The organism is Veillonella sp. T34266-5 (assembly GCF_002959815.1).
Lineage (GTDB): Bacteria > Bacillota > Negativicutes > Veillonellales > Veillonellaceae > Veillonella > Veillonella atypica.
In genome coordinates this window covers 169,957-187,335 of the sequence record NZ_PPCZ01000003.1, presented here as the reverse complement: position 1 = coordinate 187,335, position 17,379 = coordinate 169,957, and the positions used below count along the sequence as shown (strand labels likewise).

Sequence of the window (17,379 nt, the reverse complement as noted above, 5' to 3'; positions counted from 1 at the left end):
TAGGGGGCAGCCAGTGGTAATAGAGTGGTTGTCAGATCATTCAATGCCCTCTTTAGAGGGCCACCACTAGAGAAAGACCCTTATAGGGTCAGAGCAAACCACCCGTTCTACGGGTGGTTATGATTTATAGTAAATTTGCTTCGAAGTCTTCTAGTATTGTTGCCACTGTTTCTGGTGCATTGCGATGGTGTTTCACGATGGATTGTGCAAAGCTTTCATACATTGGTGTACGAATTTCTTCGAGTTTGCGTAAACGGTCTAGACCACCACTAGAGAGAACACGACCAGAGGTGGATAGGTTTTCTATCGGTTGCGTTAATTGGTAGATACGACCATTTTGGCGTAGGTGTGCGTAGTTTTTAGGCACTGTCACACAGCCGCCACCAGTGGAGATAACAAGGCCCGTTTGAGTACCGAGTTTTGCAATCATTTCTGCTTCTTTTTCACGGAATGCTGGTTCCCCTTGTTCCGTAATATAGGTGGAAATATTACCAATTTCTTTTTCTAGCTCTTGATCTACATCAACGCAGGTGCGGCCCATTTCTTTGCCAAGAGCTTTGCCAACAGTTGTTTTTCCAACACCAGGCATGCCGATGAGGATGATATTTTCCTTTTCACGACGCATATCGTGCAAGATTTGTTCAATTTCCTCTGTACCAAAGCTTTCACCTTGGAAATGCTTAGCAGCCTCAACGCCTTGAGCTACGAGGAATGGCAAGCCATCACAATGTGGAATTCCCATCATTTCTGCTTGTAACAGCAAAATGGTACGGCGTGGATTGTAGATAAGATCTACAACGCCCTCCAATTTAGAGAATTGCGTAATATCGATGAGGTTAGCCGGGTTATGAGGATACATACCAATCGGCGTGCAGTTAATAATAATCTGTGCTGTTTCGTAGTAATTAGGTGCATCACCGTAGAATGGAGCTGTTTTACGAGATAGATGTGTGATACTCTCAGCGTTTAAATCCTCAAGTGCAACATGAACCGTTGCGGAAGATGCACCATCACCAAGGATGAGACATTCCTTGCCGGCTACATCGATGCCTGCATGTTGTAGGGTAAATACGAAACCATCGTAGTCTGTATTATAGCCGTGCCATTTACCATCCTTGCGAACCATCGTATTTACGCAGCCGATGCGTTCGGCGCGAGGATCCACAACATCGCAAGCTTCAAGGGCATTTACCTTGTAAGGAATAGTAATGTTGATACCTTGTAGTTCTGGATCAGCGAAGAACTCTTGCAACTGGCTCGGTTCGCGCTCAAATAATTCATAATTTGTATTCCCTAATGCACTGTGAATGCGAGGGGAGAAGCTATGGCCCAACGTACGGCCAAGTAAACCAAATTTCATAGGACCTCCTAGGTCAATATACATAGAATGGCTAATAGGCTGGTACCTATTAGCCATTGAAGTTTTATAACTATATTCATTGTACTATATATGCCCTTATAGGGACTAGTAGTGATGAATATATTAGTTTTCAGGATAATTACCAAGCAAGCGGAACTTATCTTGTGATGTGTGAAGCTCTGCTAGAACAGATAATACCTTAGGATCCGCTAAGGATGCCTCTAAGTCGAGGTAGAACAAGAACTCAAAGTTATGGCCTACGATAGGGCGAGACTCGAGTTTTGTAAGGTTTACACCGATATTAGCAAACTTGGTAAGCAATGTACCGAGACCACCTGGCGCATGGCTTGCTGTGGTTACCACAGAGATTTTATTAGCTCCTGGATACACATGGAAGTCCTTGCTGATGCAGATAAAGCGCGTATAGTTGTTGTCGCTATTTTGGATGTTGCGCATCAATGGAGACAAGTTGTACAAGTCCGCACATTGAGGTGCGGCGATAGCAGCTACACCTGGGTCATCACTGGCTGCTACGAGCTGTGCAGCACGAGCTGTGTTATCAAAGGAACGCAACTCTACGCCTTCTAATTTTTCTAAGAAGTGGCTGCATTGGCCCAACGCTTGAGGGTGAGAGATAATAGTATGAATATCTTCTAATTTTGTGCCTTTTTTCACGAGTAAATCGTGAGAAATCCAAAGGCGTGTACCACGTACGATATAGCATTTACGTTCTTCTAGAAGGTCATACACTTCTTTTACAGAACCATTAGAACTGTTTTCAATAGGTAATACGCCGAATTGACATTCACCAGACTCCACAGCGTCGAATACAGCACGGAAGCCCGTTACGTAGTGAATTTGGCTAAGTGGTAATAATTTATCGCATGCCACTTGCGCATTGCTGCCGAACACGCCAGCACAAGCTACGCTGCCTCGTTGTGGAGGCAAGGTAGGGGACTGCTCAATGGCCTTTTTCATTTTTACGGTAAATTCGTTGTCTTGGAATAATTGCTCAGACTGATATGTACGGCTCAAACTGAATAATGCCTCGAAGAAACGGCGTGCATATAGGTCGAGGTCTGGACCTGCATCCTTTGTGACCTTGTCGAGAATATCACGCTCCCGTTTAGCATCGTAAATAGCTTTATTCATTTCTTTTTTCGCTGCCGCTACATCCTTGGAGAGTTCCATGCGCTCTTTAAATAGGGCGAGCATTTGGTCATTTATATCGTTAATTTTAACGCGTACTTCATCTAAGTTCATGGTCAATATCTCCTAAGAAATCAAGAATAACAAGGGCCGTTACGGCTTCGAGAACAGGTACTGCACGAAGCGCCACACATGGGTCGTGACGACCTTGAATGGTGAGCAATGTGTCCTCTTTTTGTGAAAGCGATACAGAATGTTGTTCTTTATAAATCGATGGTGTTGGCTTGATGCCTATTTGCATAACGAGTGGTAAACCATTGGTAATACCCCCTTGGATACCACCGCTATTATTAGTAGTTGTTGTAATCTTGTCACCGTTCATGGTGAAAGCATCATTCACTTCGGAACCAAGTTTTGCACACATGTCAAAACCGCCGCCGAAGGATACGCCTTTAATGGCAGGTACACCAAAGATAACGCGAGCTAAGCGGTTTTCGATTCCGTCAAAGTTTGGATTGCCAAGACCAATTGGTAGACCTGTAGCAACAACCTCAACGATGCCACCTGTAGAGTCGCCATCTTTTTTGAGCTGCATTACAAGATTTTCAACTTCACTGCGTTTTTCTGGATCAACCATAGCGATTGGCTCTGTAGCAATGTTAGCAAGTGCTTTCATATCTGGATGAACCATATCGACAGGAGCATCTTGGATTGTACCCACTTGTTTTAAATGGCCGTGGATTTCGATGCCTTTTTCGCGCAACAGTTGAAGGGCGATGCCACCAGCTACGCAAAGTGGTGCGGTCAGGCGTGCTGAGAAATGACCGCCTCCGCGCATATCGACCTTATCGCCGTAGCGCATACGGGCTGTAAAGTCCGCATGTGATGGGCGAGGAATGTCGCGTAAGTTATTGTAATCGCTAGAGTGTTGCGATGTATTGCGAATCATAAATGCCAATGGGGAACCACTGAGCATACCGTCGACCATACCGGCTAAAAACTCAGGTACATCAGCTTCCTTACGTTGTGTTGTTAATTGATTTTGTCCTGGCGCACGACGATTTAAGAACGCTTGTAATTCATCAGTGTCGATAGTTTGGCCACATGGTAGGCCTTCTACAATGCCTCCAATAGCATATCCGTGAGAGGCGCCAAAGGTAGATACTTGTATGGTTTTACCGAAATTAGATGCCATGAGCATCACCTCCTAATAAGTTCCAGTCCTCGAAGAAACCTGGATAGGATTTTGTGATCGATTCGCTATCTTTTAAGGTAACAGGATTTTCACTGATGAGTGCCATTAATGTACCTGCCATAACGAGGCGGTGGTCATTTACGCAATCACCTTGTCCACCTTTAAGTATACCACTACCAATGATGTATAGGTCATCGCCTTTTTCACGCACTGTACCGCCTAAGTCTCTTACGAGATTAGCAACGGCTACGAGACGATCGGATTCTTTTAAGCGTAGGCGAGCACCCTTAACAAAGGAGCTTTCACCAGAAATAGAGCAAGCGAGGGCTGCCATAACAGGCAACATATCAGGCATTTGCTCGAGGTCTGCATGAATCGGTTTAGAAGCACGACCAGTGACCGTTACATTCATGCCATCCCAAACAACATCACATCCAGCATCAATCATAACTTGCATGATGCGTCGGTCTGCTTGTACAGAGTTTTTGTTCATACCAGTAATCGTAATTGGTTTGCCCGTCATACCGGCTGCCACCATCCAGATTGCTGCGTTAGACCAGTCGCCTTCGATTTGGTAATTATCTCGACCGATGAAGGATGCACCAAATGGAACTGTGAAAGCCTCGTTGATGTTTGTGTCAGGTAACGTATGCTCTACCTCCACGCCAAAATCACGCATGGTTTCCGTCGTTAATGTTACATAATCACTAGATTGTAGTGGGGTAGTAGACGTGATGGTAGATAAGCCGATTTGAGGGGCTGCCAACAATAATCCAGAGAAGAATTGGCTACTCACATCACCTACCATGGAGAAATTACCGCCTTGAAGACGACCTGTCATAGTGAATGGAGGTTTATCTTGAGAGAATGTTACACCATGAGCTTTCATTTCGCTGAGCATAGGTTCTAGCGGGCGATCTGGTAAACGACCTTTTGCATCTACATCAACATCATTACAGATGGACGCTGATACCGGCAATAAAAGGCGTAATGTAGTTCCTGACTCGTGAGGTACTATATTGCCCTTCGTTGGCTCAGGGCCAGGAGTAACGGTAACAACTTTATTTTTATATATTACGTGAGCACCTAAGCCTCGCAAGGAGTCCATCGTTGCATCGATATCCTTAGAGGTGCGGCTCAATAATATAGTAGAGGGCGAGCTAGCAAGGGCTGCACAAATTAAAGCACGGTGTGCATGAGCCTTTGCTGGAATGGACGCAATCGTCCCTGTAGGGATGGTGTTCGTTACGGAATGCATAGAAATCTCCTTTTACGTCTTAGTCTAAATAGGTGGCAAGTTCTTCGTGGTTAACAACCTTAAGTTCGCTGTGGCCATAGCTTGTTGGTACTACAATTTTAATAGTAGCGCCTTCGCTTTTCTTATCGTGCTTAGCAGCGGCTAGGATTTCTTCTTTTGTTACAGTCGTTGTAGTTGGCAAATCGTGGGCTTCGATGAGTGCTTTTAATTTATCTAGAGCCTCAACATCTAGTTCTCCATGTTTAACAGCACCTTGTGCCATGAGTACCATACCAATAGCAACAGCATAACCATGATGAACATCGAAATGACTCGCTTTTTCGATGCTATGACCAAAGGTGTGGCCTAGGTTTAAGAGTGCGCGAACGCCAGATTCGCGTTCGTCTTGCTCTACGATATCTGCCTTTGCTTGAACGCAGCGCGCAATGACAGCACTAACGCTATCGCGGTGTGTTATCAATGGCTTATTTTCTAGCTGAGTTAATAAACCTGGTACATCGAGGAAACCGTATTTGATGATTTCGCCGCACCCATTTTTCCATTCCATATCTGGCAATGTATTAAGCGTTTCCGGATCGCAGAGGACAAGAATAGGTTGTTTGAAAGCACCCCACAGGTTTTTACCAGCTTCAAGATTGACGGCTGTTTTACCGCCTACAGAGGAGTCTACTGCTGCTAATAGGGAGGTAGGTACCTGTACATAGTCAATGCCACGCAAATAGGTGGCCGCTGCAAAGCCTGCCATATCGCCTACAACACCACCGCCAAGCGCGATGAGAAGGTCCTTTCGTGTTAACGATTGAGCTGCCATATATTCTACTAAATCGATGAGTTGGTGTGCATTTTTGGAGCTTTCACCAGCCGGAAAAACATAGTCACATACATTGTAACCAGCATCTGTCATACTTGCTTTTACAGATTCCAAATAATGTGATGCCACGTTGCTATCGCTGACGATGATAACACGGCAACTTGGTTTAAGTGGTTTAATATAATCGGCAATGCGTTCTAGAGACCCTGCTTCGATGACGACATCATAAGGGGTAGACGCGTTGATATGGATGCGAGTCATAATAAGTCCTTTCTTAAAAGAATAAGCTAGTATCTATTATAACGGATACTAGCTTATTTGTGTGATATTTAAGATTATTTAGTGCATTCTACCAATGCTTTACGCAATGCGAATACTTCTTTCATAAGGCTAGTGAATTGATCTGGGCGTAATGCTTGAGGACCATCGCATAATGCTTTGGATGGATCGTTGTGAACTTCGATCATAAGTCCGTCTGCACCGCCGCCTACGGATGCAAGTGAAAGTGGGCGAACCATACGGCTCATGCCTGCTGCATGGCTAGGGTCCATGATGATTGGCAAGTGAGATAGTTCGTGCATCATAGGAATTGCTGTTACATCTAATGTATTACGTGTTTTAGGTTCGAATGTACGAATACCACGTTCGCATAATACGATTTGATCATTACCTTCGGACATGATGTATTCAGCAGCCATTAACCATTCTTCGTATGTAGCAGATAGACCACGTTTCAACAATACAGGTTTTTTCAATTTGCCCACTTCTTTTAAAAGTGTGAAGTTTTGCATGTTACGAGCACCGATTTGAAGCATGTCTACATTGTCGAAGTATTGTAATTGGGAAATATCCATAACTTCGGATACGATAGGAAGACCAGTTTCTTTTTTAGCTAATTCTAATAGTTTCAAGCCTTCAGGACCCATGCCTTGGAAGGAGTATGGAGATGTACGAGGTTTGAAAGCGCCGCCACGAAGAATTGTAGCACCTGCATCTTTACATGCTTGGCAGGATGTGAGTACTTGTTCTGGTGTTTCAACGGAGCATGGACCAGCCATTACAGCGAAGTGACCGCCACCAATAAGTGCACCGCCTACGTTGATAACAGAATCTTCTGGGTGGAATTTGCGGTTCGCTTTTTTGAAAGGCTCTTGAATACGTGTTACTTTATCTACGAAATCAAGGGATTCAATTTGACGGGAATCAAGGGATGCTGTATCGCCGATAAGACCTAAGATATTATAGTGGGCCCCTTCTACTGGATGGATAACAAGACCTTTCGCTTCTAATTCATTGCATAATTTTGTTACCTCTGCTTCTGTAGCTGTTGTTTTTAATGTGATGATCATAATAAGTCCTCCTCAAATAACAATGCGAATAGTGGGGCCAACCATACGGGATAGCAAATAAAAAAGGGCTACCCGTATTCTAATACGGGTAACCCTTTTACTATTCTAAGCAACGATTGATGATTTCTAAATTAGCGTAGCTCAAATAGTTCCTTACCCGTACGTTGGATAAAGAACCAATAAAAGTATTGTTTTGCTACTGTGCTAATTTGGTTAGTCATCTTATTGTTGCTCCTTTCTAAATTTGATGTGTACAGTATAAACCCATTTGAGAATTTTATGCAAGTACTTTTTTTAAAAAAGATGCGAAATTCTATAGAAAAAGTTATTTTAACATTCCTTTGCCTTTATATCAGTGGTAGAATTAAAGGTGAAAGATACTAGTAATATATAGCCTAATCGGTAAGGAGAGTTATGATTATTCAAATTTTAAATACAATTAACGATGATATTAAACAAATTCGCACAGATGTGTTCATGAAAGAACAAGGCTTTGAAAATGAATTTGATGAAATTGATGAAACCGCAAAATTCGTGCTTTTATTTATAGATGGAAAAGCTGTTGGTACTTGTAGGTTTTTCCCAAGTGATATAGAAGGAGATGCTCATATAGGACGTATGGCGGTACGCAAATTATATCGAGGTCAAAACTTAGGCTCAAAAATTATGCATGCTGCAGAAAATGGTATTCGGAGAAATGGATTTAAAACATGTTCCTTATCAGCTCAAGTGCAGGCAAAACCATTTTACGAATCTCTTGGCTATAAAGCAGAAGGGGAAGAATACCTTGATGAAGGTTGTCCACATATTTTGATGAGGAAGATTTTATAGGTCGTTGTATAATAAGAATAAGCAGATACGTAGCGTTAAATAATTTGATGTGCATATTTTTGTTATGAGGTGAGCATCTATGAAATTAGCAGAAGCATTACAAGAACGAGCTGATCTAAACAAAAGAATTAGTGATTTGCAAGGTCGTTTAAATCAAAATGATAGCAACTGTAAATGTTAGTGAATTACAAAAAACGGCAGATACAATATCCAAGGAGATTCGTATCTTAGATAATTTATTACAGTCAACCAATTGGACGGTTGATTTAATAGAGTATTAATCATAAGTTGGTAATCAAGATAGGGTGGATACAAAGCCACGATTGCTTAATTCGTAAAAAGATGATATTCCATTACATGTACGGGGCATTGAAGATATGTATTGTGTAGGCCCTTATGGCGTATAAATGTATGGTTATTTTTTATAATGTATTACCATGTATCAACTATTTTGATGAGGGTGGTGTTGGGGATAATAGGCACAAAAAAGAAACTCCTATCCAAAAGTGACTTTGGCCTGTCCTGAAGGGACAGAAATAGCCGGTGGAACTTTTGGGTAGGAGTTTCTTTTATACTAAATCATCAAAATCAAATGCCGCTGCCTTTGTATAGTTTGTAACTTTTGCTTCAAAGAAGTCAGTTTTTGTACTATTTAAGTTGGAGAAGCTTTCAATCCATTCCATAGGGTTTTCCTTGATTTCAGGATATAGATGAGGTAAGCCGATTGCTTCTAAGCGGATGTTTGCAAGGTATTTGATGTAGCGTTCGATAAGAACATTGTTAAGGCCGAGGATTTTATCATCAGTGATATATTGACCCCAAGCGATTTCGTTCTCTGCACCTTGGCGAATCATGTCAGTAATTTTCGCTTCTAGTTCTGGTGTGAACAAGTCAGGGCGTTCACGGCGTAACTCGCGGATGATGTTTTGGAATAATACAAGGTGAGTTACTTCGTCGCGGTTGATGTATTTGAAGATTGTGGATGTAGCTGTCATTTTACCTTGGCGTGCCAATGTGTAGAAGAAGCTAAAGCCGGAGTAGAAGTAAATACCTTCTAAGATATAGTTTGCGATGATTGTATGAATGAGGTTTGCTTCGCTAGGGTCATCGCTAAAACGTTGGTACGCATCTGCGATGAAACGGTTACGTTCAAGCAACGTTTTATCTGTACGCCATTCGTCATAGATTTTGTCACGTGTAATAGGGTTTGTTACAGTATCCAAAATGTAGGAATAACTTTGAGCGTGAATTTCTTCTTGGAATGCTTGGATATTCAATAAGGACGCCACTTCAGATGCTGTAATATAACGGCTCAAGTTAGGCAAGTTTTCGGATTGAATGGAATCAAGGAAGTTCAAGAACGCAATAATTTTGTCAAATGCGCGGCGTTCGTAATCTGTTAAGTATGGGAATTGCTTAACATCTTCATTCAAGGAAATCTCTTCAGGAATCCAGAAGTTGTTGAGCATTGTACGGTACATTTGGTTGGCCCAGTCGTACTTGATACGATTCCACTCGCGAAGGTTTGTGGTATTGCCACCAATCATGGATTGCGTGCCACGTTCACCATGTTCGTTGAAAATCAGTTTTTTATCCATAGTAGGACTCCTCTTTGTATAATGATGCGACCTATATTGCTATAGGCCGTCATCAGATTCATAGTTTTTGAAAAGTATAGCAATGATATTTTTAATTATTACGAAGAGCAGCTAGTGCACTCATCCATTTCAAGGGATTGGTTACGAATGTAGTAGATTGTTTTAATCCCTTGTTTGTATGCCTCAACATACAGGTCAAGAATTTCTTTTGCTTTCATTTGAGGTGTGATATACAAGTTGAAAGATTGTGCTTGGTCAATATGACGTTGACGTACGCCACAAGCTTTGATGGACCATTGTTGGTCGATTGTATGCGCCTCTTTGTAGAGCCAGAAAGTTTTATCGTTCAAATCTGGTGCAGTTTTTGGAGTGAAAGAACCTTTTTTCTCTTCGATGAAGAATTTTTTGAAGATAGGGTCGATACCAGCTGTTGTATTCGCAATGTTGGAAGTAGAACCAGTAGGAGCTACGGCCATCAAGTAACCATTGCGGATGCCGTATTTTGCAACGTCTGCAGCCAATTGTTTCCAACGATCAGATGTGTAGCCACGACGCGTGAAGTATTCACCAGTTTCCCATTCGGAACCTTTGAACGCAGGATAAGCACCTTTTTCTTTAGCTAGTTCCATGGAAGCTTTGATGGAATAGTAGGCGATGTTTTCGAACAACTTATCCGCTGCTTCGATGTGTTCATCGGATTCCCATTGGATATTGTGGTTTACTAGATAGTGGTGGTAACCAGAGGTGCCAAGACCAATAGCACGGTATTTATCAGAGGTCATGCGAGACTCTGGCACAGGTGCTTGATTGATAGAGATAACATTGTCTAGCATACGAATTTGAAGCGCGATGTTTTCTTCTAATTCTTCGTCAGCAATGCGGCCCAGGCTGATGGAGTTTAAGTTACATGTAACCATATCGCCTGTAATTGTTTTTGTAGTGATAGTACCATCTTCATTGATGATTTCTTCAGCAAGGTTAGTGAAGCCAACGTTTTGTGCGATTTCGTGGCACAAGTTGGACGCGTAAATCATACCGGCATGTTTGTTAGGATTTGCAGCATTTACAGTGTCGCGGAAGAAGATGAACGGAGTACCTGTTTCAACAGCGGAGCGCATGATTTTTTTCATCATGTCTAGTGCTGGCACTTCGATACCATGTAAGTTAGAATCTTGTTCACATTCGAGGTAGCGTTTTGTGAATTCCTTACTGTCATCAGTATCGTAGTAGTCCTCTAAGGCATAGCCTTTCACAGTTAATACCTCATGAGGGTCGAAGAGGGTGAAATTTTCACGAGCTAATAGGCGTTCCATAAAGATATTTGGAATGGAGATAGCAGGGAAGATATCATGAGCTTTACGACGGTCATCACCATTGTTTGTACGAAGCTCTACGAATTCGTAGAAGTCTTTGTGCCAAATGTCGAGTGTTACTGTAGCGCCACCCTTACGTTTACCCAATTGGTCAACCGCAACAGCTGTATCATTGTACAAGCGAATCCAAGGGATAACACCACCAGAGGAGTTTTTGAAACCGCGGATATCGGAGTTCAATGCACGAACCTTGCCAAGGTAAATACCAAGGGCACCACCGTGTTTGGATACGCGGGAGAATTTGCTATTTACATCGTAAATGGACCATAAATTATCGTCTACACCAGAGATAAAGCAAGAGGACAATTGATGGAATGGTGTACCCGCATTTGCTAATGTAGGTGTAGCAGTTGTCATCTTTAATTGGCTCATCAAATCGTAGAATTTCTTAGCGTACTCTACTTTGTTTTCGCCTTCTACCAATGCCAAGTGCATAGCGATGGCCATGAAACGTTCTTGTGGCAATTCATAGATTTCTTTATTGAAGCCTTTTACCAAGTAACGGTCAGCTAACAATTTAAGACCTTCATAGTTGAAGAGGTAGTCTCGCTTAGGCTTGATATAATCGCCCAATTCTTGAAGTTCTTCAGGTGTATATTCTGTAACGAAGAAGTCCGCGTATTTTTTCTCTTCTACAAGCATATGTATAAGATTTGGGAAGTTGCCGTATCCGAATGCTTTATAACGGCGCGTGATAGCAGCTTCTTTATAGAGATCAAACAAGAAAAGGCGGGCTGCTACGAACTGCCAATCTTGGTTCATTTTATTGACTTGGTTACCAAATCCGTCGTCTTTTTTAGAGATAACCTTTTCGATTGCTGTTTGCACTAAAGTTTTTTGAATTTCTTTAGTCGTCATGCCATCAACGAATTGTAACTTTGCATCCATTTCCAATTCTAGTGGATCACAAGAATCTAACCCCAAGCATGCGAAGGCAATCATTCGTTTCGTTTTCTCTACGGATAGCGGTTCAAAATGGCCATCCCGTTTCTTGATCATAATCTCCATTATGGTTCCCCTTACATTGTAAATTTATCTAAAATTAACTATAGAACTAGCGTAAATCAGAGTTAACCCTTCAAACTAGTTCTACTCAGAAAAACAAGAAAACTACAATATATGGTAGTTTTCTTGTTTGTTAAATACATTATATAATGATTATAGCGGAAAAATTCTATACATTCAATATTGACTTTTTTAAATTTATCAATATAGTTAGATTAAATTTATCGATGTAGTATGTGATTAATTTTATTATAGATAGATACTATATGATTTATAATAAATATATCTTTACAATAGGAGGTAAGACATGGAGTCTATCGTTATATATTCGTCCCTTACGGGAAATACAAAACAAGTGGCAGAGGCTATTACTAGCGTACTGCCAGTAGGTACACCTTGCGTATCTATGTCTGAACTACCCTCAGATATAGCATCCTATGATTTGGTGTTTGCAGGCTTCTGGGTTGATAAGGGGACCGCTAATAAAGAAGCTCGCGATGTACTGGGAACATTACATAATCCACATATTGCGTTGTTTGCAACGGCTGGCGTGCCTCCACAAATGGAGCATGCTAAGCAAAGTCTGATTAATGCAGCAGCTTGCTTGCCAGAAGGAGTAGTGCCGGTAGATACTTTCATCTGCCAGGGTAAGGTTGACCCTAAGATTATAGAGATGATGTATAAAATGTTTCCCAAAGGGCATAGTCATGGCCAATCGGCTGACCGTGATGCACGTCATAAACAAGCGGCAGTCCATCCAAATGAAGATGATTGCAAGGCAGCAATGGAATTTGCCAAGCATGTATTAGATGTAATTTAAATCAGTAAACAGCAGTGCTACATATAGGTGCTGCTGTTTTAATATATTGACGAACGTTTTTAGGTACATTACGATAAAGGTATAAAGATGTAAAGAAAAGAGGTCGTTTATATGGAATTTTCGTACTTTTTACCTGTAAATATCCAATTTGGTTGGAATAAAGTAGATGGTGTTGCTGAATTTGCTGCACCATACGGCAAAAAAGCACTTATTGTAACTGGTCGCAGTAGTGCGAAAAAATCTGGCTTATATGATCGCGTTGTGGCAAAGCTTGATGCGGCTCATATTGACCATGTTCTCTTTGATCAAGTAGATGCCAATCCGTTGACTACAACTGCGTTAGATGGGGCTGCTTTAGCTAAATCAGAAAGCTGTGATATGGTTATTGCTATTGGCGGCGGATCCATTATGGACTGTGCAAAAGGTATTGTCTTTATGGCTGTTAACGATGGGAATATTAACGACTATATCTTCAACCGCAAAACGAGTGATAATGCATTGCCTCTTATTGTCATTCCTACTACCTGTGGTACAGGTTCTGAAGGTAATGGCTTCGGTGTCTTTACAAACCCTGAAACAGGAGATAAGAAATCTTTGCGCTGTAATGCCATCGTGCCTAAGGTATCCATCGTGGACCCCGCTGTAATGGGGACTATGCCTCCGCATGTGTTAGCATCTGTTGGTTTCGATGCATTGTGCCATAACATTGAGGCCTACACATCTAAAACAGCGCAACCTTTCACCGATGCGCTAGCTCATTATGCAGTAACATTGCTAGCACAATATCTAGTACCACTATATAAACATGTGAAAGCAACGGTTGAAGGTAAACCATCTATTCTCAATGAAAAACAACTTACAAAAGCATGGGAGTCCGTTACATTGGCTAGTACTATTGGAGGCATGGTTATTAACACGGCAGGCGTTACACTAGGCCATGGTATGGAACACCCTGCTAGTGGCCTTAAGGATATTACCCATGGTGTTGGTCTTGCAGTTATTGAACCTGTTGTAGTGGAATACACATGGAGTGCTAACCCTGAAAAATTTAATGCATTGGCACGTATATTCAACCATGGTGATTGTTCTGAGTTGGGTGAAGCATTACGCCTTGTGGTGCATGAATTAGACCTTACCACAAACCTTACAGAATTAGGATTTACTAAAAAGGATATTCCTTGGCTTGTAGATAATGTATACGTAGTAGCTGCAGGGAATATTGCTAATACAGTGGCTGAAGTAAGTCGTAACGATATAGAAGTATTGTACAAAAAGATGTTGTAATTGTCGTTATAATAGGAGAGAGTTTTGTTCCAAGGATTTCATGGCTTATTAACTGCATATATAATTATACTATTTATAGTAGCAATGCTATTTAATATAGCCCCTATAACATATATTGTATTTGGCATAGCAATAGTATTGAGTTTATTATTACAATATGATTGGTTTAAGAAACATGCTTTATCTGAAAAAACACATGTTAAATTGACTTGCTGCGTATTTATTATATTTAATTTGTGTTTAGCTGGACTTGTTGCGGATTGGCTTAAATATGATATTAATACAAGCTTCGATCAAATTGAGGATTTTGAGTATAGTACAACTGATTGGAAAAGGGGTTGGCCTAATAATCGTGAATTACCAGAGGGACTAAAATCTCCTGAACAGCTTCCGGAAGGTATTGATAAGGTATCTATGGTACGAACGGATGTGGCCTGGGCCACTGCGTATCCTTATCGTTATGTAGTGTTAGAAGGGAATCCTAAAGTAATTGCGCAATATGAGGCAATTGCAAAACAACATGCATCCTATATGGCTAAGATTGATAGATATTATAGGTTACTAGATTTAGAAAGTGGGGAGGTAAAGCGTTTTATATCTCATCCTGATAGTTATTACGTTATAGATAGTATCGAGGAAGAACCTCTAAATTTATCAAAAAGGAATTTTATAGAGTGGTTGCGCTTTGCACCTCGAAAAGAAACAAAAACAGTAGTTAAGGATACATATAATTCTACTCAGGATCATAGACTATATGTATTTGTTGATGATGGTAATACAAAAAGGCCTCATTTTGTGGAACTTTTAATTAGTAATGATGGAACACGAGCTATATTTTATCAGTCTAAGTAGGCCAATAAGGCCTTGGATAAATTTGGTTGTGGAGAGAGTAAATGCGACAGTGTGTAATGTATCTAAAGGAATTATTTTTAGGTGCGCCTTATAGAAAGAGCATATGGTTTTTTATAATTCTATGGATATTAACATTTTTATTATCGGATTATATCTCATACTCTGGGTTATACTATCTGATTTTATTAATAGCTACGATTGTCTTATTGCTTGAAAAGTGTGGAGTGCTTGATAGTGAGGCAGCTATACGAAAAAGATTTTTAACATATTTTTATGTAATCTTTTTTCTATGTATGCTTCCTACATTAGCTGTTACTTTAGTATTTTCTGCTGTGGGGATATCCCATTATGATACACAACGATGGCACTCTACATGGCCCTCATCTAAGGCGGGGTATATTCCGACTCCATTACAAACACCTAAGTCTTTACCGGAGAGTTTGAAAGTGATTTCTTCTGCAGAAGTAATTGGAATAGGTGGAAATCAAAGCTGTTTAGTATTAGATGGTGATAAGGCTACGATTTCACAGTATGAGGAATCTGTTAAATCTAATGCTTGGTATTCGTTTATAAATGGTAGGGAAAAAGATACTACAGTTAAGTTGCTTCGTGAGTTCAAGCAGCCGAAAGATAGAAGTGTATTATTTAGTGATGTGGACGATTACTATAAGGTTATTACCATTCGACGACAAAACTGGAAATTATTTCCATGGTTAATTAATGGTACACAGAGTGTTGGTGATGATCCTGACTCAGATTATTATTATAGTACTCGGATGTCAGCAGAGAAATACGTGGTATATGTTGTTTACCATAATTTTGATCAGGACCAGCCCAGAGTCATTTATTTTATGTTTAATCCAGAGCGAACCCGTATGATTACTATGGATATAGACTTTTGGCACTAGATTTTACTAGAGCATCTATATAAAAGTAGGAATAATATTTGAACATATTACAATATATTCACATATTGTAATTGACATATTTAAAACATATCTTTATAATGGGTTTTACAAAGAGACTCGGATGTGATTAATTATCCCAGCCCCTAGGGCTGGGGTTTCTTTATTGGTCTCTAGTAGTTTTATTAGTTGAGAGGTGTTTTTATGGCAGATCAAAATAACAAAAATGTTGATGCCTTAGCGCAAGAGATTACCTTGAAAAGTCGTGGTCAAGGTAAATTACGTCAATTTATATTATGGATGGGTGCGCTCATCATCGGCGCTATCTTAGGATGGCAACATATTCCAGTTCTTAATGATTTATTTAATTTCATTGCTGCGGTATTTACGCATTTATTCCAATTCATTGCAATACCTACTGTATCACTAGCGGTTATTACCACATTGTCCATGTTGGGGGCTAAGAAGGATACAGGCCGTATCTTTGGTCATGCTGTCACCTATACATTGTTAACAACAATTTGTGCAGCCGCTGTTGGTCTTGGTTTATTCCTTTGGATTGCGCCAGGTAACTTACCACTTGATGTAATCGGTGCCGGTGCAGCGCAAGTACCTGAAAAATTAGGTCACGTAACATATTATGATCATTTCTTATCCGTTATTCCTAACAATATCTTGAAACCGTATTTAGAAGGTAACGTATTGTCCGTTATGTTCATTTCTGCTTCTGTTGGTTTAGCTTTTGCTTTCATGCCTCGTACAGAAGGTCGTGAAGCAGTATTGAAGGTGTTATTTGGTTTACAAGAATTACTATTCACATTGATTAGAGGTTTACTTTACGTTTTACCAATCGGTATCCTTGCTTTTGCAGGTCAATTATCTGCACAAATCGAAGCAGGGGTCATCGTTGGTGCATTAGGTAAATATACAGCTGTTGTAATCGGCGGCAACTTGATTCAATTCTTTATTGTAATTCCATTGTTCTTGTTATTCCGTGGTTTAAACCCTCTCGATGTATTCCGCAAAATGTCTCCAGCCGTAGCTGTTGCATTGTTCACGAAATCTTCTGCTGCTACATTGCCTGTTACATTGGCCTCTGCAGAAGACAATTTGAAAGCCCATCCTTCTGTAGCGCGTTTCGTGTTACCAATTTGTACAACTATTAATATGAATGGTTGCGCAGCTTTCATCCTTGTAACATCCTTATTTGTAATGCAAAATGCAGGTATTGAATTAACTATGGGTACCATGATTGCTTGGTTATTCATTGCTGTTCTTGCTGCAATTGGTAATGCTGGTGTTCCAATGGGCTGTTACTTCTTAACATTGTCCTTGATGAGTTCCATTGGTGCGCCAATCGGTTTGCTTGGTATTATCTTACCAATCTATACAATTATCGACATGATTGAAACGGCCGAAAACGTTTGGTCCGATGCATCTGTATGTGCTATGGTTGATAATGATTTGAAAGGTACCTTAGACGATCCTGACTCTCATGATGACATGCCTCAATTCCAAGGTGCGTAGATTGTACGTTATAAAAGCATATATAAATAGGTTGCCTCTTATATGTGAGGCAACCTATTTTG

16 protein-coding genes are annotated in these 17,379 nt (G+C 40.6%); 8 read left to right on the top strand and 8 right to left on the bottom strand.

The genetic code is table 11. The features are described 5' to 3' along the window. Window positions 1–124: 124 nt before the first annotated feature. From VIHSUH07_RS01790 to aroF, 6 genes are all read right to left on the bottom strand, one after another. Window positions 125–1,360 (bottom strand): shikimate kinase, encoded by a 1,236-nt coding sequence (locus tag VIHSUH07_RS01790; protein ID WP_105083663.1) that lies wholly within the window; start codon window positions 1,358–1,360, stop codon window positions 125–127. Window positions 1,361–1,483: 123 nt separating this feature from the next. Next, complete coding sequence (locus VIHSUH07_RS01785) at window positions 1,484–2,623, bottom strand: bifunctional chorismate mutase/prephenate dehydratase (protein WP_105083662.1); 1,140 nt, start codon at window positions 2,621–2,623, stop codon at window positions 1,484–1,486. Next, complete coding sequence (gene aroC, locus VIHSUH07_RS01780; RefSeq protein WP_105083661.1) at window positions 2,610–3,704, bottom strand: chorismate synthase; 1,095 nt, start codon at window positions 3,702–3,704, stop codon at window positions 2,610–2,612. Before aroC ends, VIHSUH07_RS01785 begins: the two co-directional genes overlap by 14 nt. Beyond that, on the bottom strand, window positions 3,694–4,962 hold the full coding sequence (gene aroA, locus VIHSUH07_RS01775) for a 3-phosphoshikimate 1-carboxyvinyltransferase (RefSeq protein WP_105083660.1): 1,269 nt from the start codon (window positions 4,960–4,962) through the stop codon (window positions 3,694–3,696). Before aroA ends, aroC begins: the two co-directional genes overlap by 11 nt. A 19-nt stretch (window positions 4,963–4,981) precedes the next feature. Continuing rightward, window positions 4,982–6,034 carry a 3-dehydroquinate synthase gene (gene aroB, locus VIHSUH07_RS01770; RefSeq protein WP_105083659.1) on the bottom strand — a complete coding sequence of 351 codons (1,053 nt, stop codon included), beginning with the start codon at window positions 6,032–6,034 and terminating at the stop codon, window positions 4,982–4,984. Window positions 6,035–6,108: 74 nt separating this feature from the next. After that, window positions 6,109–7,122: a 3-deoxy-7-phosphoheptulonate synthase gene (gene aroF, locus VIHSUH07_RS01765; protein WP_105083658.1), complete on the bottom strand. Its 1,014-nt coding sequence runs from the start codon at window positions 7,120–7,122 to the stop codon at window positions 6,109–6,111. 414 nt (window positions 7,123–7,536) lie between these two features. On the opposite strand from aroF, the gene VIHSUH07_RS01760 reads away from it, so the two are divergent. The 3 genes from VIHSUH07_RS01760 (at window position 7,537) to VIHSUH07_RS09790 (ending at window position 8,234) form a co-directional block, all read left to right on the top strand. Next, entirely contained in the window at window positions 7,537–7,953 is a 417-nt protein-coding gene (locus VIHSUH07_RS01760; RefSeq protein ID WP_105083657.1) for a GNAT family N-acetyltransferase, read from the top strand. 79 nt (window positions 7,954–8,032) lie between these two features. Beyond that, window positions 8,033–8,134, top strand: a complete 102-nt coding sequence (locus tag VIHSUH07_RS09715; protein ID WP_233187789.1) for a DIP1984 family protein — start codon at window positions 8,033–8,035, stop codon at window positions 8,132–8,134. Then, entirely contained in the window at window positions 8,112–8,234 is a 123-nt protein-coding gene (locus VIHSUH07_RS09790) for a DIP1984 family protein (RefSeq protein ID WP_369819919.1), read from the top strand. The genes VIHSUH07_RS09715 and VIHSUH07_RS09790 overlap by 23 nt, the downstream gene beginning before the upstream one ends. Before the next feature lie 288 nt (window positions 8,235–8,522). Here VIHSUH07_RS09790 and VIHSUH07_RS01750 read toward each other — a convergent pair whose 3' ends face one another. Together VIHSUH07_RS01750 and VIHSUH07_RS01745 are read right to left on the bottom strand one after the other, a co-directional pair. Continuing rightward, window positions 8,523–9,551, bottom strand: coding sequence for a ribonucleotide-diphosphate reductase subunit beta (locus tag VIHSUH07_RS01750; RefSeq protein ID WP_105083656.1), 1,029 nt, complete (start codon window positions 9,549–9,551; stop codon window positions 8,523–8,525). Window positions 9,552–9,649: 98 nt separating this feature from the next. Continuing rightward, window positions 9,650–11,932, bottom strand: coding sequence for a ribonucleoside-diphosphate reductase subunit alpha (locus VIHSUH07_RS01745; RefSeq protein ID WP_105083655.1), 2,283 nt, complete (start codon window positions 11,930–11,932; stop codon window positions 9,650–9,652). A gap of 304 nt (window positions 11,933–12,236) precedes the next feature. On the opposite strand from VIHSUH07_RS01745, the gene VIHSUH07_RS01740 reads away from it, so the two are divergent. From VIHSUH07_RS01740 to VIHSUH07_RS01720, 5 genes are all read left to right on the top strand, one after another. After that, window positions 12,237–12,749, top strand: coding sequence for a flavodoxin family protein (locus VIHSUH07_RS01740; protein ID WP_105083654.1), 513 nt, complete (start codon window positions 12,237–12,239; stop codon window positions 12,747–12,749). A 111-nt stretch (window positions 12,750–12,860) separates the two neighbouring features. Then, window positions 12,861–14,033: an iron-containing alcohol dehydrogenase gene (locus tag VIHSUH07_RS01735; protein WP_105083653.1), complete on the top strand. Its 1,173-nt coding sequence runs from the start codon at window positions 12,861–12,863 to the stop codon at window positions 14,031–14,033. 84 nt (window positions 14,034–14,117) lie between these two features. Then, on the top strand, window positions 14,118–14,885 hold the full coding sequence (locus tag VIHSUH07_RS01730) for a hypothetical protein (protein ID WP_369819920.1): 768 nt from the start codon (window positions 14,118–14,120) through the stop codon (window positions 14,883–14,885). Between the two features lie 41 nt (window positions 14,886–14,926). Beyond that, window positions 14,927–15,793, top strand: coding sequence for a hypothetical protein (locus VIHSUH07_RS01725; protein WP_038123990.1), 867 nt, complete (start codon window positions 14,927–14,929; stop codon window positions 15,791–15,793). Between the two features lie 201 nt (window positions 15,794–15,994). Then, a complete protein-coding gene (locus VIHSUH07_RS01720; RefSeq protein WP_005379632.1) occupies window positions 15,995–17,317 on the top strand; it encodes a dicarboxylate/amino acid:cation symporter in 1,323 nt (440 codons plus the stop codon). Window positions 17,318–17,379 lie beyond the last annotated feature (62 nt).